Source organism: Paralcaligenes ureilyticus, assembly GCF_004346225.1.
Lineage (GTDB): Bacteria > Pseudomonadota > Gammaproteobacteria > Burkholderiales > Burkholderiaceae_B > Paralcaligenes > Paralcaligenes ureilyticus.
In genome coordinates this window covers 161,950-182,034 of record NZ_SMAJ01000001.1, presented here as the reverse complement: position 1 = coordinate 182,034, position 20,085 = coordinate 161,950, and the positions used below count along the sequence as shown (strand labels likewise).

At 54.5% G+C, this 20,085-nt stretch carries 23 protein-coding genes, 1 tRNA gene and 1 pseudogene; 16 read left to right on the top strand and 9 right to left on the bottom strand.

Annotation, left to right across the window (positions count from 1 at the left end; genetic code table 11):
- The first annotated feature begins 56 nt into the window (after positions 1-56).
- The 10 genes and pseudogenes from ribD (at position 57) to EDC26_RS00880 (ending at position 7,468) form a co-directional block, all read left to right on the top strand.
- A complete protein-coding gene (gene ribD, locus EDC26_RS00920; protein WP_165930877.1) occupies positions 57-1,337 on the top strand; it encodes a bifunctional diaminohydroxyphosphoribosylaminopyrimidine deaminase/5-amino-6-(5-phosphoribosylamino)uracil reductase RibD in 1,281 nt (426 codons plus the stop codon).
- A gap of 54 nt (positions 1,338-1,391) precedes the next feature.
- Positions 1,392-2,021, top strand: coding sequence for a riboflavin synthase (locus tag EDC26_RS00915; RefSeq protein ID WP_132579386.1), 630 nt, complete (start codon positions 1,392-1,394; stop codon positions 2,019-2,021).
- A gap of 72 nt (positions 2,022-2,093) precedes the next feature.
- Positions 2,094-2,184: transfer RNA gene (locus tag EDC26_RS00910), tRNA-Ser, on the top strand.
- A gap of 233 nt (positions 2,185-2,417) precedes the next feature.
- Entirely contained in the window at positions 2,418-2,537 is a 120-nt protein-coding gene (locus EDC26_RS20495; RefSeq protein ID WP_341802600.1) for an Arm DNA-binding domain-containing protein, read from the top strand.
- A pseudogene (locus tag EDC26_RS00905) lies at positions 2,534-3,613 on the top strand (tyrosine-type recombinase/integrase). The gene EDC26_RS20495 and the pseudogene EDC26_RS00905 overlap by 4 nt, the downstream one beginning before the upstream one ends.
- Before the next feature lie 106 nt (positions 3,614-3,719).
- Complete coding sequence (locus EDC26_RS00900; RefSeq protein WP_132579385.1) at positions 3,720-4,673, top strand: hypothetical protein; 954 nt, start codon at positions 3,720-3,722, stop codon at positions 4,671-4,673.
- Positions 4,674-4,756: 83 nt separating this feature from the next.
- The gene (locus tag EDC26_RS00895) at positions 4,757-5,050 is read left to right on the top strand and encodes a helix-turn-helix transcriptional regulator (RefSeq protein WP_132579384.1); all 294 of its coding nucleotides are present in this window, start codon (positions 4,757-4,759) and stop codon (positions 5,048-5,050) included.
- Entirely contained in the window at positions 5,047-5,799 is a 753-nt protein-coding gene (locus EDC26_RS00890) for a Rha family transcriptional regulator (protein ID WP_132579383.1), read from the top strand. Before EDC26_RS00895 ends, EDC26_RS00890 begins: the two co-directional genes overlap by 4 nt.
- A gap of 609 nt (positions 5,800-6,408) precedes the next feature.
- Positions 6,409-6,750 (top strand): single-stranded DNA-binding protein, encoded by a 342-nt coding sequence (locus EDC26_RS00885; protein WP_132579382.1) that lies wholly within the window; start codon positions 6,409-6,411, stop codon positions 6,748-6,750.
- The gene (locus EDC26_RS00880) at positions 6,740-7,468 is read left to right on the top strand and encodes a hypothetical protein (RefSeq protein ID WP_132579381.1); all 729 of its coding nucleotides are present in this window, start codon (positions 6,740-6,742) and stop codon (positions 7,466-7,468) included. The genes EDC26_RS00885 and EDC26_RS00880 overlap by 11 nt, the downstream gene beginning before the upstream one ends.
- A 24-nt stretch (positions 7,469-7,492) precedes the next feature.
- Here EDC26_RS00880 and EDC26_RS00875 read toward each other — a convergent pair whose 3' ends face one another.
- Entirely contained in the window at positions 7,493-8,278 is a 786-nt protein-coding gene (locus EDC26_RS00875; protein WP_132579380.1) for a DUF1828 domain-containing protein, read from the bottom strand.
- On the bottom strand, positions 8,262-8,765 hold the full coding sequence (locus tag EDC26_RS00870; protein ID WP_207915030.1) for a hypothetical protein: 504 nt from the start codon (positions 8,763-8,765) through the stop codon (positions 8,262-8,264). The genes EDC26_RS00875 and EDC26_RS00870 overlap by 17 nt, the downstream gene beginning before the upstream one ends.
- A gap of 378 nt (positions 8,766-9,143) precedes the next feature.
- On the opposite strand from EDC26_RS00870, the gene EDC26_RS20490 reads away from it, so the two are divergent.
- Together EDC26_RS20490 and EDC26_RS00865 are read left to right on the top strand one after the other, a co-directional pair.
- Positions 9,144-9,347 (top strand): Arm DNA-binding domain-containing protein, encoded by a 204-nt coding sequence (locus tag EDC26_RS20490; protein ID WP_341802602.1) that lies wholly within the window; start codon positions 9,144-9,146, stop codon positions 9,345-9,347.
- On the top strand, positions 9,298-9,750 hold the full coding sequence (locus EDC26_RS00865) for a hypothetical protein (RefSeq protein ID WP_132579379.1): 453 nt from the start codon (positions 9,298-9,300) through the stop codon (positions 9,748-9,750). The genes EDC26_RS20490 and EDC26_RS00865 overlap by 50 nt, the downstream gene beginning before the upstream one ends.
- A gap of 97 nt (positions 9,751-9,847) precedes the next feature.
- On the opposite strand, the gene EDC26_RS20430 is transcribed toward EDC26_RS00865, so the two are convergent.
- Both EDC26_RS20430 and EDC26_RS00855 read right to left on the bottom strand, forming a co-directional pair.
- Entirely contained in the window at positions 9,848-9,979 is a 132-nt protein-coding gene (locus tag EDC26_RS20430) for a hypothetical protein (protein ID WP_279432669.1), read from the bottom strand.
- Positions 9,980-10,485: 506 nt separating this feature from the next.
- Positions 10,486-11,943: a PIN-like domain-containing protein gene (locus EDC26_RS00855; RefSeq protein ID WP_132579378.1), complete on the bottom strand. Its 1,458-nt coding sequence runs from the start codon at positions 11,941-11,943 to the stop codon at positions 10,486-10,488.
- A 903-nt stretch (positions 11,944-12,846) separates the two neighbouring features.
- Between EDC26_RS00855 and pepE the strand changes: the two genes are divergently transcribed.
- Positions 12,847-13,539, top strand: coding sequence for a dipeptidase PepE (pepE, locus tag EDC26_RS00850; RefSeq protein WP_132579377.1), 693 nt, complete (start codon positions 12,847-12,849; stop codon positions 13,537-13,539).
- A 16-nt stretch (positions 13,540-13,555) separates the two neighbouring features.
- Here pepE and EDC26_RS00845 read toward each other — a convergent pair whose 3' ends face one another.
- The 5 genes from EDC26_RS00845 to EDC26_RS00825 all read right to left on the bottom strand — a co-directional run bounded on the left by EDC26_RS00845 (position 13,556) and on the right by EDC26_RS00825 (position 17,696).
- The gene (locus EDC26_RS00845) at positions 13,556-14,059 is read right to left on the bottom strand and encodes a surface-adhesin E family protein (RefSeq protein ID WP_132579376.1); all 504 of its coding nucleotides are present in this window, start codon (positions 14,057-14,059) and stop codon (positions 13,556-13,558) included.
- Positions 14,060-14,198: 139 nt separating this feature from the next.
- The gene (gene queD / locus EDC26_RS00840) at positions 14,199-14,648 is read right to left on the bottom strand and encodes a 6-carboxytetrahydropterin synthase QueD (protein ID WP_132579375.1); all 450 of its coding nucleotides are present in this window, start codon (positions 14,646-14,648) and stop codon (positions 14,199-14,201) included.
- A gap of 25 nt (positions 14,649-14,673) precedes the next feature.
- The gene (gene queE / locus EDC26_RS00835) at positions 14,674-15,309 is read right to left on the bottom strand and encodes a 7-carboxy-7-deazaguanine synthase (RefSeq protein ID WP_132579374.1); all 636 of its coding nucleotides are present in this window, start codon (positions 15,307-15,309) and stop codon (positions 14,674-14,676) included.
- A gap of 192 nt (positions 15,310-15,501) precedes the next feature.
- Complete coding sequence (locus EDC26_RS00830; RefSeq protein WP_132579373.1) at positions 15,502-16,968, bottom strand: sensor histidine kinase; 1,467 nt, start codon at positions 16,966-16,968, stop codon at positions 15,502-15,504.
- On the bottom strand, positions 16,965-17,696 hold the full coding sequence (locus EDC26_RS00825; RefSeq protein WP_132579372.1) for a response regulator transcription factor: 732 nt from the start codon (positions 17,694-17,696) through the stop codon (positions 16,965-16,967). Before EDC26_RS00825 ends, EDC26_RS00830 begins: the two co-directional genes overlap by 4 nt.
- A gap of 124 nt (positions 17,697-17,820) precedes the next feature.
- Here EDC26_RS00825 and EDC26_RS00820 point away from each other — a divergent pair, with 124 nt between their 5' ends.
- From EDC26_RS00820 to EDC26_RS00810, 3 genes are all read left to right on the top strand, one after another.
- On the top strand, positions 17,821-18,435 hold the full coding sequence (locus EDC26_RS00820; protein ID WP_132579371.1) for a cytochrome b/b6 domain-containing protein: 615 nt from the start codon (positions 17,821-17,823) through the stop codon (positions 18,433-18,435).
- A 19-nt stretch (positions 18,436-18,454) separates the two neighbouring features.
- Complete coding sequence (locus EDC26_RS00815) at positions 18,455-19,240, top strand: molybdopterin-dependent oxidoreductase (protein WP_132579370.1); 786 nt, start codon at positions 18,455-18,457, stop codon at positions 19,238-19,240.
- 144 nt (positions 19,241-19,384) lie between these two features.
- Complete coding sequence (locus EDC26_RS00810) at positions 19,385-19,645, top strand: pentapeptide MXKDX repeat protein (protein ID WP_132579369.1); 261 nt, start codon at positions 19,385-19,387, stop codon at positions 19,643-19,645.
- Positions 19,646-20,085: the final 440 nt, after the last annotated feature.

The window sequence follows — 20,085 nt, the reverse complement described above, 5'->3', positions numbered from 1 at the left end:
CCTTTACAATTGATGCTGTGAATACTTCTTCCTCTCCTCTCGGCGACGAAGCCTGGATGCGCCAGGCCATCGGGCTAAGCGAGCAGGTGCTGTACCTGACTGCGCCCAACCCACGTGTCGGTTGCGTTATTGTGCGCGACGGCCGGGTGCTGGGTGAAGGTGCGACGGCTGCCGCCGGCGGCCCGCATGCGGAGGTCGCGGCGCTGCGCGACGCGCGTCAAAAAGGGCATGACGTCGCCGGCGCAACGGTTTATGTGACGCTCGAACCGTGCAGCCACTATGGCCGCACGCCGCCTTGCGTCGAAGCGCTGATCGAGGCCCGGCCGGCGCGTGTCGTGGTCGCCATGCTCGATCCCAACCCTCTGGTTGGCGGCCAGGGTCTGGCGCGCTTGCGGGCTGCGGGCATTGCGGTCACCATCCCTGTGTGCGCCGAAGAAGCTCTGGCGGTCAATCCCGGTTTCATTGCACGCATGACGCGCAAGACCCCATGGGTATGGCTCAAGCTGGCCGCGTCGCTCGATGGCCGCAGCGCTTTGCATAATGGCGTCTCGCAATGGATTACCGGCCCCGCCGCGCGCGCCGATGGCCATCATTGGCGCGCGCGCAGCTGCGTGGTGTTGACGGGTGTGGGCACCGTGTTGGCCGACAACCCGTGGCTGAATGCGCGTCTTGCTCATGCCCCCGGCGGGCCTGGCGGCGCATCTACCGAAAGGCCGGGGGCATCGGACGTTCGTCTGCCTATCGAGGGATCGCGCGCACCTATTAAAGCGGTTGTGGACAATCGTTTCGAGATCCCTGAAAATGCGCGCCTCTTCGATGGCGGCCGCGTCGTGATCTTCACCCGTCGCAGCGATGCCGCCAAGGCCGCACGCCTGGCTGATCGCAATGCGCAGGTTGTGGAACTGCCGACCGTTGGCCGCGGTGCCGGTTTGCGGCCCGACGCGCAGGCTGGCTCGGGTGTGGCGGAGGGAAGGGGAGTTATCGGCGGTGCTCGTGGCGCGGTGCAGCCCGCAAGCAACGATAGGGTGGATTTGGCCGAGATGATGCGCTGGCTCGGCGCTCACGACATCAACGAGGTTCATGTCGAGGCCGGATCGAGGCTTAACGGCGCCTTGCTGCAGGCCCAATGCGTCGATGAACTGCTGGTGTACATGGCGCCGCTGCTGCTGGGTGATGCGATGGGCATGGCGCGCCTGCCGGCGCTCCAGAGCCTGGATGCGGTGCAGCGCTTCGAATTTTTCGATACCCTGTCCCTAGCCCCCGATATCCGCCTGCGCGCGCGATTACCCGAGCGCTGGCAAGCCTTGCTGCGAGTCGTGCAGCCTGTGATTAAATAGTGGTGTAGCGGCACCCCTTGTGGGTGCCATTTTCGCAAGCAAAAGAGGTAACCCATGTTCACAGGCATTGTTGCCGCGGTCGGCAATATCGCGCAGGTCGCGCCCTTGAAACAAGGCCATCAAGACGCAGGCGTGCGCTTGCACATACATGCGCCCGGCTTCCCGTTGAATACCACGCGCCTGGGCGACTCCATCGCCATACAGGGCGCCTGCATGACGGTAGTGGAGTTGGCGGCGGATGGCTTCCAGGTGGATGTGTCACGCGAAAGCCTTAATTGCACCACGGGCCTCGACGCGCCGGGCGAAGTCAATCTGGAGCACTCACTCAAGCTGGGCGACTCGCTCGACGGCCATCTGGTGTCAGGCCATGTCGATGGATTAGGTGAAGTCAGCCATTTTGCGCCGGTTGGAGAATCCTGGGATCTGCGCATCCGCGTGCCGGCACATTTATCGAAATACCTGGCGTATAAAGGTTCGATCACGGTCAATGGCGTCAGCCTTACCGTTAATCAGGTCGATGACACAGCGCGGGGGTGTGAAATTCGCATCAACCTGATTCCGCATACCGTGCAGGTGACTACGCTTAAACACCTAGCGGCCGGGAGCGCCGTTAACCTGGAAATCGACATGATTGCACGCTATGTGGAGCGGATGCTTTCGCTGCGAGATGGTGGCCGCGCCTAGGGGCGTCAAACCCGAGGCCCTGATTCTGTTAGAATAGCGGACTTCGCGTTTTTACAAAAAAAACGCAGGTTAGGACAGGTGGCCGAGCGGTTGAAGGCGCACGCCTGGAAAGCGTGTATACGTGAATAGCGTATCGGGGGTTCGAATCCCCCTCTGTCCGCCAGTAACCTGTCTACACCCGTTGATTACCGTATACTAAACCCGCATGTTTATTGGCATTGCGGGTTTTTTGTTGTCTATAGCTGTATACGGTAGTGTATGGACATACAGCGTGTTCTAGGGGTATATTTGGGGGACAAGGTTTTCTCACCAAACCCGTAGACCCCCAAATATCCCCTAAGCCTAATAAAATAGAGGCTTTCAGGCTTTCACTGGGGCAATACAAGGGAGTTGCTCATGGCGTTGACTGATACAGCAATCCGGCAGGCCAAACCCCGCGACAAGCCATACAAGCTGGCTGATGAAAAGGGTATGTTCCTTTTGATGCACCCCAATGGGGGTAATATTGGCGGCTGAAATATCGCATTGGGGGTACAGAGAAGACCCTGGGCCTGGGGGTATATCCTGAAATTGGCCTAAAAGATGCACGACAAACCCGCGATAGTGCCCGCAAGCTGTTGGCCACCGGCGCTGACCCGATGGCACATCGCAAAGCTGAAAAGCAGGCCGATAGCGTGACGTTCAAGGCCGTGGCCGAAAAGTGGTTTATCCATTGGAAGCCTAGCAAGACAGAAAAACATGCTTCTGAGGTATGGCACCGGCTGGAGCTAGACATATTCCCATCTATGGGGGCGATTCCCGCTAACGACCTGACAGCGGCACAGGTACGCGACTGTATCAAAGCTGTCGAGAAGCGCGGCGCATTGGACATTGCCAAGCGACAGCTACAGAAATGCAGCCAAATCATGCGTTATGCCGTGGCGAATGACTTAGCCAGCCGCAACTCGGTAGCCGATATACAGCCATCCGACATATTGCCTGCCCGCAAGAAGCGCAATTATTCCCGAATCGAAGCCAAAGACCTGCCCCAGCTACTGCGTGACATGGATGCTTATATGGGCGGCGAGCATACCCGGCTGGCCCTGCAATTGATGGCGCTTACCTTTGTTCGTACCGGCGAATTGATCGGCGCGAAGTGGGCAGAGTTTGAACTGGATGTGGCTCGCTGGAATATACCCGCCGAACGCATGAAGATGCGCACCCCGCATATCGTGCCTTTGAGCAAACAGGCGCTGGCCGTACTACAAAAACTGCAAGCCCTGTCCTATGATTGAGAGTTTGTTTTTCCCGCTGACACTGGCAAGCCTACGCACATGAGCAATAACACCATTCTGTACGCCCTATATCGCATGGGTTATCGGGGGCGCATGACCGGGCATGGCTTTCGGGGCGTGGCGTCTACCATCTTGCATGAGCAGGGCTGGCCTCATGAACATATCGAATTGCAATTGGCGCACCAGGAACGCGACGAAGTAAGTAGCGCCTACAACCATACCCTGTATCTGATTCATCGAGCAAAAATGATGCAATCCTGGGCTGATTACCTGGGCGCTTTGCGCGTGGATAACGTGCTGCCTATGCAGCGAGCATAATTAGCGTTACGCCAGTGTCTCGGCGACGGCGGGAAAATCGGTACGTTCACCGACCCGGCGCTGGCACCTATTTTTATGAACGGTACGCACTGGAACGAGGCGTTGAATGGACATACCGAGCGAGGAACAATTTTTAGAAGCTATGCGGGCATTGGCTAGGCCGATACCGAATTATCTGTTAGAACGTTTCTCATTAGAGATGTTGCGTGCAGAGGATACAGGGCCAGCCGTGGGTGTGGCCTTGGAAGTTGAGAAATGGTTCTTCGCTAACTGGATGGATTCCATAAAGCAACCGGCATTGTGCTGGCTGATTGATGATCGAATGGTGGCGCTTGCTAACAAAAGGTTATCTCGTAAGTGGGTCTATCCCGGTGAGGGTGCCTATGCTAGAAGGTTATTGCATGCTCTAACCTTAGAGGTCGATCCAGAGCATTACAGCAACCTATCAACGTGTGTCCTACGATGGTCAAAAGTGCAGAGCACTGCTGACAGAATCATGCCAGCCAGCATACAGTGGTACCTCTGTTTGCTTTGGGCTTTGCGTGAATATCATTATGAGCCAAATACTGTCCCAGATTTTCTCGATGGACTGAAGCAGATACGCAATCTACAGGAAAAGGTGCTGGCTGGTTTTGATGCGAAGCGGGAGATTGACAGAATGTCCGCGCGTTGGACGTATGGCTACACTTCGTATCATTCTAAGAGCAAGAAGGTGGAACGCGATATTGTCCGTTTGGATGAGCAAATCGAAATTATGCGAGATGCTTTACCCATTCGCCGGGGCGGGGGTACGGCGAGGGAAAGGCTTTTGATTTATCGGCTATGGCAAGCGTGCCGTGCCATTACGTATAGAGCGAAGCCTGGTGTTATTCAGTATGTTCTTTTGGCTCAAGGAATTGAAAATCAAATTGACGAAAGGAATGTTGAGAAAATGTGCGCGGACTTTAAAACAAAGGATCGTCCAAGTATGTATATCCGGCAGTTAATATTGGATTTTCGGGGTGACAACCACCGGGAGGAAATGGAACTAAAAAGAACGGAGTGTTATCGGGCAAAATAAGAAAGGAAAAAGGGCAGCAAACGCCATTAGCAGCATCCTATTAAATATCTAACCTGTGCCATGTTCACTCATTCGGAGATAACATGGCACAGCCCATTACACCAGCAGCCAGTCAGCTAGTCATCAAGACACAAGCGCAACAGGCGGCGACGCACGCTTATGTCAGCCCAGCCGATGATCGGCTAATCACTGATCGCGAAGTCGCCCACCTGCTGGGCGCATCCCGTTCCTGGCCGTGGAAGTTAGCCCGCGATGGCAAATTTCCAAAACCTATTCATCTATCTGCCCGCTGCACTCGCTGGCGGCTTTCCGCCGTGCGCGAATGGATGGTTGACCCGCAAGCTTGGCGGGCAACGAATGTGGGGGATGCACAATGAAAAACGCCCCCATCACAAAAAGCAATGAGAGCGCCGGTACTGGACGTGCCAATTCTACCTCAATGCCGCTGGTTCATATCCGCCGTGGCGAGGCTGTCACGGATTCTCTTGCCATAGCGCGGGAGTTTCGGCGGCGTCATGACAATGTGATGCAAACCGTTGCGGCGTTGATCGCTGAAGGCACGATAGGTGTCCTTGAAGTCAAGGAGACCTCTTACATCGACAAATGGAATCGAGTGCAGCCATGTATCGAGCTGACTGAACGCGGAGCACTTATTGCTATGCCGTTCATTGGTGGCCGCAATTCTCGCACTGGGCAAGTACGCTTGGTCGATGCCTTTCTTGTGCTACGCGATCAGTTGGCAGAAAAGACTTCAGCCGCCTGGGTCGATACCCGCAAGCAGGCCGCTGCAAGCTACAGGTTTATGTCTCAGGCACTGGAAATGGCGCGAACCGACGATGGGAAAAACACCGGCACGTACCACTACGCTAACGAGGCCAAGTTGTTGAACTGGATCTTGACCGGTCAATTCTCTAGCATGGATCGTACTGACTTGCCACAACCAGAGCTGGCATTACTGGAAGCCTTAGAAGTGCGTAATGCAATGTTGCTGGCTCGTGGTGTGCCCTACAACGAACGCAAGCAGGCGTTGCCGCAGTATGCGGAGCAGTGGCGTATGAAACGCTTAGCTGAGCCCAAATTGCAGCGTCTGAAAACGTTTCTGATCGGGGGCGCAAGTGTGCGATGACAAAAGCAATCAAAAGCAAGCACGAACGCGACGGAAGCCGGTTTCTTGCCTTACCGAATCAGGTACTAGAATCGCAGGCTTTCATATTGTTGTCGGGCCAGCAGATACGCTTGCTGCTGGACATTGCGATGTAGCTCGCACCGGGCAACAATGGGCGTTTACAGGCTTCCTGGACTTACCTTTCCACACGTCGAGGCTGGACATCCAAAGATTCGCTTGCGCGAAGTCTAGAGGCGTTAATCGAGCATGGCCTGCTCTTCAAAACCCGACAAGGCCGGCTTCCAAATCGCACAAGCTGGTTTGCCGTGACATGGCAACCCTTGCATCGTCATTCCGATATGGAGTGTGGCCCGCAAAGCCTACCACGTGGTGCTTATTCGCAATGGAAGGTCATCTTTTGAAAACGCATCTTAATGTACGATTTCCGTACATTAGGAGCCGTCTCTAAGTACGGTAATCGGGGCTATGCGGGCCATTTTCGGGGTTTCCTAAGTACGGTTTCCGTACACTATCTAGATATGCCATCTACAGCGAGCAGTGAAGGGAATGGGAGGAAGGCTAATCACCCCTCAGCGCCGCTAATTCACTTCACCAAAAAGGGCGAGAACAATGATTGACGCATTAATCAGCGGCAGGCTCTACGGAGTCGCCAAACGAGGCACAGGCAAGACTGGCAATACCTACACCACGGCCAAGGTCAAAGTAGCTTCAGGCAGTGGCGAGACGCTTCTATGCAGTGTGATTGCCTTTGATGAAAAAGCACAGGCGGCGCTATTGGCTCTGGATGATGGTGATAGCGTGGCGCTGTCCGGCAGTCTTACCCCCAAGGTGTACGAGGATAAGAACGGCGCGACCCGTCCTAGTCTGGATTTAGTAGCCCATGCGATATTGACGGCGTACCACGTCAAGCACAAACGCCAAGCGATGACAGGGGGCGGCGATGGTAACTAAGAAAGCACCCCCCGCACCAAACCCTAAGGCAGTTGTTGACCTTGAAAAGACGAAGAGGGCTGCCAAAGTACACGGTAACCCGGCTATTGCGAGTTGCGCTGCATCTGAGCCTTTCATGAGGGTGCCCTACGGCGATGAATACGATTTTGTAGAGTCAGTGCATGTCTTGAAGGAGCGGATTAAAGAGGTTCAAAGCGGTGACATGTCCGGCATGGAAGCGATGCTGGTAGGGCAGGCCCACGCCTTGCAGCAAGTGTTCGTTGCCCTAATGCGCAAGGGATATGCTCAGGAACATTTAAAGCAGTATCAAACACACATGAACCTGGGCTTGAAAGCGCAAGCACAGTGTCGGGCAACGATTCAGGCGCTGACCGAATTGAAATATCCGCGCCAAGTGGTGATAACCAAGCAGGCCAATTTTGCGCAAGGGCACCAACAGGTAAACAATTCCGCGCACCCGCAAGAAAACGCAATGGCGCAAAACGAACTTTTAGAGGTGAACGATGGCAGCCAGACAATGGACATTGGAGCAGCGGCGAGAACAGGCCGAAAAAATAAGGAACTGGCAACCCTGGAGCAATCGACCGGAGCTAAGACAGCGCAGGGCAAAGCAGCATCGAGTAAGAACGCCTACAAAGGGGGGGGCGTGGGGAAAATTGCGAGAATTGCAAAAGGAGCTTCGGGCCACCCTGAAAGCACATGCCGAAATGCTGGATAAGCTTTGATGGGTGCAACAGATTATCTATGCAGCGCGCCTATGTTTAATTTTTTCTTTGATCGCATCGTGATCATCAATAGATGCCACGGTGTCATTCGCAGCACTCATCAGACGTTTGGTGTGTTGTTTCGGAATACTGTCAATGTCCTGATACACAATCATTGCATCGAATTTGGCACCGCTGGCTCGCAAATGCTGAATAATGATCGTGCTAAGCATCGCCTTGTCTTTGCTTAGCACGCCAAAAAGATATAGCGGGTTGCCGTTCGTTTTGATAAAAAAATCTACAGGATAGTTTTCTGCGGCTGGGACATTTGGGACGATATAGTCCTCGGCTAAATCTTCGGTTGGCACCGTCTCAACGATGAGGCGTCGTAAGTCGTCGTAAAAGGTGCTTTCGACCCTATTTTGAGTCCACAGCCCCAAATCTTCCAATCGAATCACGCCTTGGCTCAGCGTGAATAGTGCATGTGAAAGCGAGTCTGCGGGAACTTCAATGAAGATTTCTCCATCACCCTCTTGCAGGCCGCTTTCGAGCAGTACAGAAGTAAACAATTTTTGCCGAGCACCGCTTAGCAATTTTGAAAGATCATTTTCGTAGCTAAGGCGCATCAAGGTGCTCCCCATGTCGGATACGCGCCAACCTCCAGTCGTTTGGGTAGCGTAGGCCACAATATGATCGCCATCCCGCCCAGAGACGGGCAATGAAATCGACACAGTTTCAGAGTCGACAGATCCCACGGCAACGTTATTACAAAACGCAGCGCAGAGGCTTTCGCGGAGAGTGTCGACTTCAATTGTCACTGTCATCAAATAGTTCTAGTTGGGCCTGCGCATGGGAGGTATCGGTTTCAGTTAATGATGATGGTAATCCAGTGATGCGACAGTCGTCTACAAGCGCGACGATTGCCCCTCGCAGATCTGTATAACGGCTTGTAAGCTCCGCGTAGCTTTCTGGTTTCATGCCCGCCGCAATATATCTCGCGGTCGCCTTGTGAATATGACATCCGTGAATCGTACGGCCACTTTCTTCAATGGCGTTTGCGTGCGGGTGATCGCTACCGTTATAGCGGGCAAGTGTAATTTTCTCGGCTCCAGCCTGCCCAAAATAAAGCAACCCGCATGAAAAGTTGAAGCTTATCCTAACATTTTGACGAATATATAGAGAGAACCGGCCCGCGTCTGACGAGAGGTCATAGTTGATTTTTCTGGCACCTCTTTCTATTTTCCCGCGTGCTCGCGGATTTAGTACCGTTTTCGGTAAGGTAAGGAGTCTGTCAATTTCCTCATCTGTCATATATAAGTCCGTACGTTATTTCGCGTCCCCAAACACATCTACAGTTTGTTGGCAAGGCTGACTGCGTTTGTAACGCTGCGGAGCAAAAGTATCAACCTTTTTATGAAAACATGGCCCAGCGACACTCTGCTGGGGGTATATTTGGGGGTACATGAATTTTGTATATCACGTAGATCGTTTATTTATGCTGGTTTCCGTCCTTGATGTGAATCCCCCTCTGCCGCCAGTTTAGACTTCAATACCCTGCATTATTCTGTATAAAACCGCACAATCATTGGTTTTGCGAGTTTTTTATTGTCTATTAGCCCATAACGCTATGCATTGACATAGGCGGTACTTTTGACCGTATCTCCAAATATCATCAGGAAAAATACCGTCATGGCACTCACAGATGTCCAAGTTAGGCAGACCAAGCCCGCCGAGAAGCCCTATGCGCTACGGGACGGTACAGGGCTGTATTTGGAGGTAAAGCCGGCCGGTAAGTATTGGTGCTGGGATTATCGCTATCAGAGCAAGCGCAAGACGATTGCCTATGGTGGCCAAGCGGGCAGAGCAGGTTCTAAAACTGAAAGAGAATACTGAGGAGTATGGTCTTAAGCCCGGGAGCGACGTCGGTACCGGTAAACCGCACGACGCAGAAAAGAAAAGGCTTTCAGAGATTATCGATGCACTAAGTGATCTATTTGGCGTCGAGATCGGCGATGACGATCAACTGCATTTTGCCAATGGCGTGGCGGCGCGTATTGGCCGTGACGAAGAGGTAATGGCCCAGGTCAATAGCCATAGCCCTGCGCAAGTTATGCATGGGGTATTTCCAAAACGGATCGAAGATATTGTCCTGGATGCGATGACGGATGACGCGAAAATGGCCATGGAGATCCTGGGTAATGAGGGCAACGGACGAGATTTTACTTTGTTGATTTTGAGGTTATTGGCGGGGTGCGGGAAAGATGGTACGCAGGCTTCGATAACTGACAACGTGTAGCGCTATCAATTGTCAAGAAAGGGCTGTCTAATGACATGCGAATGATGGCGTCGGCACCTATTTAGGTGAGCGTTGGGGGCGAGCTTTCTACGCATAGTTATAGCACCTGCGAGAAGCGCATAAGCAAGTCCACCAGTCGGGCGAACGCCTTTTCCTTCACAGAGGAATCGGCCTCGACGTAGCGGCGGGTCGTAGTTGTACTCTTGTAGCCGAGCAGCAGTGCGATCACATTGAACGGCACTCCGGGACGACTAACTCGTCGATGCGTTGGAAGCTCAGACAGCGGGCGTGAACCCAATGAGTAAAGTGGGCAACGTTGCGCACACGTGGTCGCAGCGTAGTCGTCAGTCCGAAACTGCCTTAGGGGCGACAACGTGAGGCGCGAGAGGTGCCGCCGCGAGCCAGTCGATACGGGTGAATAGAGTTGATTGGGTGTTTCCCACGGTGGTATTCTGAAGTGGAGCTATCACTGCACTTTGATGAGAAAACTATGTGCAAGGGCTACGCTGATCGTCCTCGCTAAATGCCCACGCCACGATTGAATCAGAAAAATTCTACCAAGACGGCCTACGCATAGTTGTGATCTGTGCATAGAGGTCGCTATGTAAATCTCTACATTGGTATCCGATGCGGACGGTCGGGCTTTTGGGCAGTGGCCTTACAACATGTGAATTAACCGGCAAGCGAAGCTCTGCCCTCATGGCTGGTGGAATGAAATGTTAGGAGCTACATTGGTCAGTAGATATCATCTTCACCGATAGCTGGGTTCTCTAGGTGGGCTAGGACCTGAAACTCCTCGCTTAGAACCGTTCCAACGATGATGGCGCCAACCGGATATTTTCTGAGTATTCGACTTAAGCGTTGAGACAGTTCAGATTCTCTCTCCGTGTGCCAGATGCGAAGGAAATCGCCCTCTGTAATGACTATGATTAGCGTAAAGTTGGATAGCCGCCCCTCTTGAATCTCAATATAACCACGTAACAGGCGATTGGCCACGGCTGGGAAAGAAACCTTTCGATCGATCTGGCGTAAGTATGCAACTTCGTATCCGTGGACATCGTCGTCGCTGCTAATCAAGAAATCGGGAAACCCATGCGGGTTCGATTCTACGAATTCCCCGCCATGTTCCAGCCATCGTTTAACAGCATGATCTATGGCGCGACGATCCACAAGGTCTGCGAGAGGATCGTGCTCGGAAGGGCCGGCCGCATGCGGAAACGAAAGCCGCGAGAGCTGTCCGGCATAGAACTCGGCCCATGGTGTCGGATCAGAGAGCGTCACTTGTTCGATCTCGGCGACCGATTCTTGTGAAACGTTCGCCGAGTAGTACTTGTTTGCGTGTTCTACAAACTGGACGGATGAGTACATCCAGAAGAGCTCAACCGCCCCTTCTCTCCGAATTTCACGAGCAAGCTCCGGATGTGGCCCAATGGTTTTCCCCTGTTCTCTCCACCACCAATCCTCCTTACGATCGTCCGTTACCAGCAGGACGATTTTCGTATTAGCGCTCTTCACATACTGAATTATTTGTCGCCATAGTATGAGATCTCCAAACTTTCGTGGATACTTGATTTGGTCAAAAATGAATGTGGCGTCGTTTGGGTTCTTGTCTTTGTCAATATCGGCGAATCCTGGCGGAATCTTCTCCTTGAATCGATCTTCTCCGTTGAGCATCAGGTCGTCCAAATCCGCTTGGCTGGTGGGACTCGCACCGACACAGCCTTGTAGCAGCAAGTCAAGGCGATCGCGCACGGGATCAGATGCAGAAATATCAATCTGAGCGCGATGCGCGCTTTCAATGGCGCCAAGAAGTTGGTTGTTTGCCTTTTCCAGTTCCGTCAGTAACGACTGTGATTCGAGTCCTAAGCCACGCTTATCAATCTGAAGAGCGTCGACTTTCTTCCTTATGTCGCCTACTAAGTCACGTGTAGCCTTGAGGGCGTCCTCAGTAGTTTTTCTTTCACTAGCGATTACAGTTAAACGACGCCGCTGAAACTCAAGTGCCACTTGGTGTGGAATCCATAGACGATCCTTGAGTAATTCCAATACGCCCATCAACTCATCGCGTGCCACAGTGGGCAGTCGATACAGGTTTAAGAGTACGTTCGCGTCCAACACAATCAGACCTTCGCTCCAAAGGTGTTTATATTGTTCGACGGTAGGTGGGTAATAGCCGTAAAAGTTGGCTTTCATAGGGAGAACTTGTCCGATTGAGTACGCGGTATTTCGAACCTGATATGGGAAGCCGATTTACCGCTTGGTCGTTCTGCGTACTCTTACGGATTCCGCACGCGAATGCGAGAGTGGCTGCTACCCTTTTGTGATTGTAACTAAATATCAAATTTCTATCTGCTCTGCCACTTCTAGCGCATATCGACTTCAATACCAAGATATTGAAATGCGTTCGTTATATGGCCGGGTCTTGGCCAATGGCGGGAACCCAGCCATCTGCTGTCCAAGCGTAATGCCTAGTTGATAAGTGTGAAGATGCGCCACTTGATTTGAGAAAATGAAATCGTCAGCGTGCAACTGTTTAGTGCGTATCCATGCCGCCAACGAGCCACGTGTTTGCTCATGATTTCAAGTTGCACTGACGTTAGGTTCTCTGTTGTAAAACAATCGCGCGAGTTGTCAGGTGTTCTACCTTGACAGATTCAAGCCTGCTGGTACCTTCCGAGATCGAATCCTTAGCGCACGAAATGAAAAACGCGACCGCTTTCATGAAAAAAATTTTGATGGGCATCTTCCCAAGATGTGGCTGCGGTGTGAGGCAGGGCCATTGATTGGCACTCCAGCGGCGTTTTTATGACGGTACTTTTGACGGTATCTGAAAAAAATGAAATTTATAAGTCATTTATTTATGCGGATTTTCAGCCACAATATGAATGTCCCTTCGCCCAGTAAGCTGTTTCCACCAATTCCCTACCGTATACTAAACCCGCATGTTTATTGGTAATACGGGGTTTTTATTGTCTATCGAAAAACTCCATTCACCGCCAAACCGAACGCGACTATATCTTGTACCGAGGCAGACCGGTAATCCTAGTAATATTCATATCATCTTTACCCATACCGACCCATCAATAACCTGAAAAAATGAAACTTCTCCTTCTTAGCAATTCCCGGTCCGTTGACGGCAGCTATCTGGTGCACGCTGTGCCCCTTATCCGCGCCATTTCCGCCGGGCGTACGCGAGTTCTGTTTGTGCCGTTTGCCGGCGTCACTACCAGTTGGGATGAGTACACCGCGAACGTGCAGGCGGTCGTGGAGCCGCTAGGGCTGCGCCTGACGGGCGCGCATACGGTGGGCAAACAGGAGGTCGAGGCGGCCGAGTTGATCATGGTGGGTGGAGGTAACACCTTCCAGCTATTGAAAGAATGCCGCGAGCGCGGCCTGCTCGATGCCATCCGTACGCGCGTTCGGGCGGGGATACCGTACGTGGGCTGGAGCGCGGGGGCGGTTCTGGCCTCGCCCACCATACGCACCACCAATGACATGCCGATTGTCGACCCTTGCGGGTTTGACGCGTTGGGGCTGGTCGATTTCCAGATCAATGCCCACTACACCAATGAGCTGCCGGCGGGGCATCAGGGTGAAACACGCAATCAGCGCCTGGCCGAGTATCTGGTGGTCAATCCGCAGGATCGGGTTGTCGCGTTGCCTGAGGGCACGTGGCTGGACGTGGCCGAGGGCCAGGCGACGTTTGACGGCATCAAAGCGGGGTACGTGTTCCGTCAGGGTGCTGACGCCCAGGAGCTGCGCGCGGGGCAGTCTTTTCCGGCTGTGTAACTTCAGGTAGGAGGCGTTATTTTGCGCCGGGGCTGAAGGCGCTTTTGCGAGTGTCGTGAATGATCGTGGGTTTCATGTCCTCCAGGGTGGGCTCCTGGGGGTGAGCGGCTACGTTCTTGCAGGCGTACTTTTTGATGTCGTCAAAGGTGCTCCATGGCACGATGTCCTGTTGCTTTGGGTCGCTGAAAGTATAGCGCCTGAGTGCTTTGCCGCGTGCCGCGCCATCCGGATAATAGGCTACGCTTGGTACTGATATGAAATTATTGGCGCAATCGATCCGGTATGCCGTGATGGTGGATTGGTATGAAAGGTTCGCGGCATACGACGCAGTTTGGGTTGTGATGAAGTCGGCCCGTACCGATACGTCCATAATGCCGGTCGTGTTTTTTTCGGGCTTGAGTGTGTTGGAGTCGGCGAAGTACGACACACCATTGGAATCGGACACTTGCACCCAATTGGCCGCATAGGATACGTGAGCGACGCACAGCAAACTGAAAGCCAGCAGGAGTCTGTTCACCACGGTGCGTCCGAAATAATACGAAATGTAATTCTAGCTCTAAAAAATCGGATTTCTGTTTTTCCGACGGATTGTTGTGCGATCGGCATCAGCATGTGGGTATCCGTGTGGCGTTCTTGATTCCGATTCAGGGTTGGGGAATTTAGTTTGAGGCGGTGTAGTCTGCCCAGGATGTGGGGGTTTCATATAGCCGTATTTTGGCAAGTTGAAGCTTGGCGCCGAATCGCTGCCTGTAACGCGGAGCGAGTATCTGATAAGCAATGATCGCCAGGTTTTCCACGGTGGGGATTTGGGGTACGACGACGGTTTTATGATCGGGGAGACCGGACAAGAGCAGTTGCATGAGCGAATCGCCTTCGTAGACAAGGAAGGCGTGGTCCCAAATATCGACCAGGTGTTCCATGGCAATTTGTTTGACGTCGCTGAAATCCATCAGCATGCCGTTGTCGCTGGCCCCTGGGCTGTCTATCGGTTCGCCTTGCAGGGTGATTTCCAGCGCGTAGCGGTGTCCGTGCAGGTTCCGGCATTTGCTTTTGTGGTCCGGGATGCGATGCCCCGCATCGAACTCCAGGCGCTTAGTGATGGTTAGCATGAATAGTTTTCGTGATCGCTGGTGTTCAGCGAATTCCTAGGAGTTTATGGGTTTGCATGCTTAGCTTCCACTGTGGATGCGCCAGGCAATACTCGGTGGTGAGTTGGATGTTGGCGCGCTGCGAGGCGTTGTCCATGGGCTGCAGGTAGAAATGATCGAAGCTCAAGCCGGTGAATTTTTCCGGCCCGGCGCCCGATTGCGGAAAAACCAGCTTTAGCTCGTTGCCTTCGAATACCTTGAGTTCGCTGCCTGCCTTGGGGCTGACGCAGACCCAGTCGAGTCCCGGGGGGCAGGCTTGAGTGCCGTTGGTTTCCACGGCAATGGTGAAGTTTTGCGCGTGCAGCTCGTGGATCAAGGGTTCGTCCACCTGAAGCAAAGGTTCTCCGCCGGTCAGCACGACAAAGCGGTGCGCTGGGCCGGCTGGAGTCCAATGGTGGGCGATGGAGTCGACCAGGGTTTTGGCGTTTGCAAATTTGCCGCCGCCGTCCCCATCGGTCCCCACAAAATCGGTATCGCAGAACTGGCAAATGGCGTGTTTGCGGTCTTTTTCGCGTCCGGTCCATAGATTGCAGCCGGCAAACCGGCAAAATACGGCCGGACGCCCCGCATTGGCTCCTTCACCTTGGAGCGTATAGAAAATCTCTTTGACGCTATAAGTCATTGCCTGTGCTCCCGGCCATGTGCGCCTTGAAACCGCGGCTCCGCGGCTTGCATGCGGCACAAGTGCCGCGCACTATAACCCCAGGCGTGCCGGATGGTGCCATTTCCTGCGTAGCAGGAGTGGGTGTCTTGGCCCCCAGAAAACGATGCGAGCGCTTTGTCGTGCATAGGATGATCTGTTTGTTATGGAAATTCAGCTTGCCACATTCAATTCGAAGCGAAATACCGTACCGTGGCTGGCCTGTTCGACCAGATGAATTTCGCTGTGATGAAGTTGCAGGATGCGGTACACGATAAGTAATCCCAGCCCGCCACCATTGTGATTGCCGTGGCTCAGGGTCGAGGAGCGCTTGAACAATTTACCGCGTAACTCCGCCGGGATGCCGGGACCATTATCGCTGATTTGCACCTGCACTGCGCCGTGAGTGTAGCGCAAGCCGACCCTGATTTCCTCGTGGGGCGGGCTATGGCGGATGGCGTTGTCGAGCAGGTTGGTGAGCACCCGCTCGATCATGCCCAGGTCGGCGTTGATGGCGGGCAGGGGGCGGGGCATGTCGGCCACCAAGCGTAGTTGGCGGGCTTCGGCGGCCAGCTCGAATTTCTGGAAAATATCCTGAACCAGATCGGCGAGAGAGAATTGTTCGTTTTCGGGCTGGACCAGGCCCGATTCCAGACGCGCCAGTTCGAATAATTCCTGGGCCAACCGCCCCACTTTGCGGCTTTGCCCCAGCGCCACCTCCAGGTAGCGGCGCCGCTCGGTTTCGCCCAGTGTATCGGCTTTGACGAGCAGGGTTTCCAGGTAGCCGTGCAGCGAGGTCAGCGGCGTGCGCAGGTCGTGCGAGATATTGGCCACCATTTCGCGCCGTTGCTGGTCTTGCTGGGCAAGCTCTTGCCATTGGCTGCGGATGCGTTGCGCCATCTGTTCGAACGCCTGGCCGAGTATGATGATTTCGTCGCCGCCTTTGTGGCGCGTCGGGGATACTGCAGGCAGGGCGGCTGCGTCGTTGTTGGCGTTGAATTGGCGCACGGTGTCGGTAAGCCGGCGCAAAGGGCGCGTGATCAGGCCGAAGGCAATCAGGCCTGCCAGCAGGCCCAGCAAGGCCACCAGCGCGATCGACCATAGAACAGTGCGCAAGGTGGCGCTGGAGGCGACATCGGCCGCCAGGGCGTCATGGGTTTCACCCATTAACACGACGTAGACATAGCCCTGATCCTGGCCGCCAATGCGCAGCGGCGCCACGCTGAACACCTTGGTTCCGTTGATGCTGCGAGGGTCGTCGCCAAAAACGGGCAGGGTAGCACCGGCCAGCAGGCGTTTGATGGGTTGGACGCTGACTTGCTGGCGTTTCAGGTGCCCTGCGGGCGCATCGTGGCCGATGATGCGGCCCTGGTTGTCGAGCAGGTAGACCTCGACGCTGGGGTTGACCGCCATCAATTGTGCGAACAGTTCGCGCACCGCCGCGGGTCGTAGCCCACTGCGGTCCATGAGCTGGCTGCTGCCGGCGATTTGCCCGGCAAGGCCGCGCGACATGCGCTGTACGATTTCCTGTTCATGCCGGGTGTTGCTGGCGACCTGCAACCAGGCCGACGCGCCGCAACTGGCCAGCAGCAGTACGGCAAACACGGCGGACAGGCGCTGCGACAGTGTCAGGTTTTTCATGGAGCCTCCCTGTCATGCGCATCCGACGTTGAGGCGAATTTGTAGCCGCGTCCCCATACGGTCAGGATGCGCTGCGGGTCGGCGGGATCGGTTTCGACCTTATTGCGCAGCCGGTGAATATGGGTGTTGACGGTGTGCTCGTAGCCGTCGTGCATATAGCCCCACACCTGATTCAACAGATCCATGCGTGAGAATACTTTGTCTGGGTGGCGCGCAAAGAAATACAAAAGATCGAATTCGCGAGGCGTCAGTTCGATGGCCTGGCCGTCGAGGCGGGCTTCGCGCGACAGGGGATCAATGCTTAAACCATGCAGATCGAGGTTGCCGGCGTCGATGCGCAAATTTCGCGCCATGGCGTCGGTGCGCCGCAACAAGGCTTTCACCCGTGCCACCAGCTCCAGAATGGAGAAGGGCTTGGCCAGGTAGTCGTCGGCCCCCAGTTCCAGGCCCAGGATACGGTGTATTTCGCTTGAACGCGCGCTGGTGATGATGATGGGTGTATAGCGGGCCATGGCCCGGGCGCGCTTGCAAAGCTCCAGTCCGTCTACGCCGGGCAGCATCAAATCCAGCACCAGCGCGTCCCAGTTGCCGGCTTCCAGCAGCCGCAGTCCAACGGTGCCGTCGGCGGCATGTTCGACCGTATAGCCTTCATCGCCCAGATGCAGGCATAGCAGCTCGGCGATAGGGATATCGTCTTCGACGATCAGAATGCGTTTTTTGGGATCCATAGCGCCTATTATCCGCAATTTCGGCACTTCCAATTATCACAATTAATTTAACTTTACGTGAGGATTTGGCGACCAGAGGCGCGGAATAATGCAGGCGTCGAAGTCAATGTGTTAGAGGCGTCTTATGTTGACCTGTCCCGCCCCGATTCAAAGCGCTGCCCCGGTGCATCCGGGCTGGTTGCGTGTAACGCATTGGCTCAATGCGCTCGCGGTCGTCATTATGGTGACCAGCGGCTGGCGCGTGTATAACGCCTCGCCTTTGTTTGGATTTTCGTTTCCCGACACGATCACTCTGGGCGGCTGGCTGGGCGGGGCTTTGCAATGGCATTTTGCCGGCATGTGGCTGCTGGCGATCAACGGTTGCATTTACCTGGCGTGCAATCTGGCCTCGCGGCGTTTCCAGCGCAAATTCTTTCCCTTGTCCATGAAGTCGCTGGTCGCCGATATGTGGGCAGCCCTTCACGGCCGCTTGGCTCATGCGGATCCGCGGCACTACAACAGCGTTCAGCGCCTGGCGTATCTGGTGATTATGGTGGATCTGATCGTGCTGGTGATGTCCGGCCTGGTGCTGTGGAAATCCGTGCAGTTTCCGATGCTGCGCGAGTTGCTGGGAGGTTATGAAACGGCCCGGAGAGTCCATTTTTTTGCGATGTCGCTGGCGGTGGGTTTTGTGGCGGTCCATGTGCTGATGGTGGCGCTGGTGCCGCGTACCCTGCTCACGATGATCCGCGGCCGATAGGGAAAATAAGGTGCTCAGCATGTTCAATCGCCCTAATATTCCGGTCCTCGATGGCGAGGCCATCGTCAAGGAAGCCCGCGCCATCCTGGGTCGTCGTATAGAGCAGCCCTCGCGCCGGCGGTTCTTTCAGCGCACGCTGACTCTCGGAGGCGTTGCCTTGTTAAGCGGGTGCTCCCTATCCGATAACGACAGCGTAGAGACGGCGCTGGCGCGCATTTCACGCTTCAACGATACGGTGCAGGGATGGCTGTTTGATCCGGCGAAACTGGCGCCGACGTATCCGGAAGCGATGATTACCCGGCCGTTCCCGTTCAATGCTTATTACGGCGAGGACGAGGTGCGCCATGTGGATGAAGCCGCGTACCGGCTTGAGGTGACGGGCCTGGTGGCCGACAAGCGCGTCTGGCGGCTGGACCAGTTGCGGGCCATGGCGCAGGCCGATCAGATTACTCGCCACATTTGCGTCGAGGGTTGGAGCGCGATCGGGCGTTGGGGCGGTGTGAAATTTTCCGATTTCCTGCATCGCGTGGGAGCCGATACGCATGCCAGGTATGTCAGTTTCAAATGCGCTGACGATTACTACACCAGTATCGATATGGCCACGGCCTTGCATCCGCAAACCCTGCTGGCCTTGACGTACGACGGCCAGACATTGCCGCCCAAGTATGGCTTTCCCATGAAGCTGCGGGTTCCCACCAAGCTGGGCTACAAGAATCCCAAGCATATTCAAGTCATTTCCGTGACCAATACTTTCCCCGGTGGGTATTGGGAGGACCAGGGTTACAACTGGTTTGGCGGCAGTTGATGCGGTGGGTTGGTGATGTGGTTTGGGTGGCACCCACAAGGGGTGCCGCTACGAATACGTGCCGGCAGCTCGTGTAGGGGCACCCCTTGTGGGTGCCAGGTTTAACCCGTTTTACTCACTCTTTTTTCCATTAAGGATTTCATCATGAAAAAAATCATTACTTCTGCTTTTACCGTATGTTTGGCGCTGGGCACGGTCAGCGCGTTCGCGGCCGACAGCATGCATAAAGACTCCATGTCCAAAAGCAGCATGGATCATGGCGGCATGTCGAAAAAGGGCGATAGCATGGGCAAAAGCTCCATGGCCAAGGATACGATGTCTAAAGACTCCATGGGCAAGAAGAGCTCCATGGCCAAGGACAAGATGGGCAAAGATCAGATGGGCAAGGACACAATGAAGAAATGACGCAGTGATTGCGTTGCCGGAAAGGCCTTGGGGGCGACTGCGATAGTCGCCCCCAAGCATAGGTGGCCGGGAAATTGCGGCCAGGCACGGCGCAAGAGCCTGTGCCTAGAGGGTTTTTAGCGCTTGGCTTCCTTCTTGGCGCGCTTGGCTTCCTTTTTTTCTTTGGGTGTTTTAAGAGGCTCTTTTTTTTCGGCCTTTTTACTATCGTGATTCTTGCTCATGGTACTTTCTCCAGTCTTGAAAGCGGTGTTGCGGTGTCCACCGGGTTTGCGCCGAACAGAGGGGCGGGATGGGGCCTTGCCAGTATCAAGTGTGGTTCAAATATCCCGCATCCACAAGGATGATAGCCGGATCGGATCGGCTTGTCATGAAGGCGCCCGCAAATAGGTGTATGGTAGAGGGATTGTCCGCGTGCCGCGAACAAGGTTTACCAAGCCGGC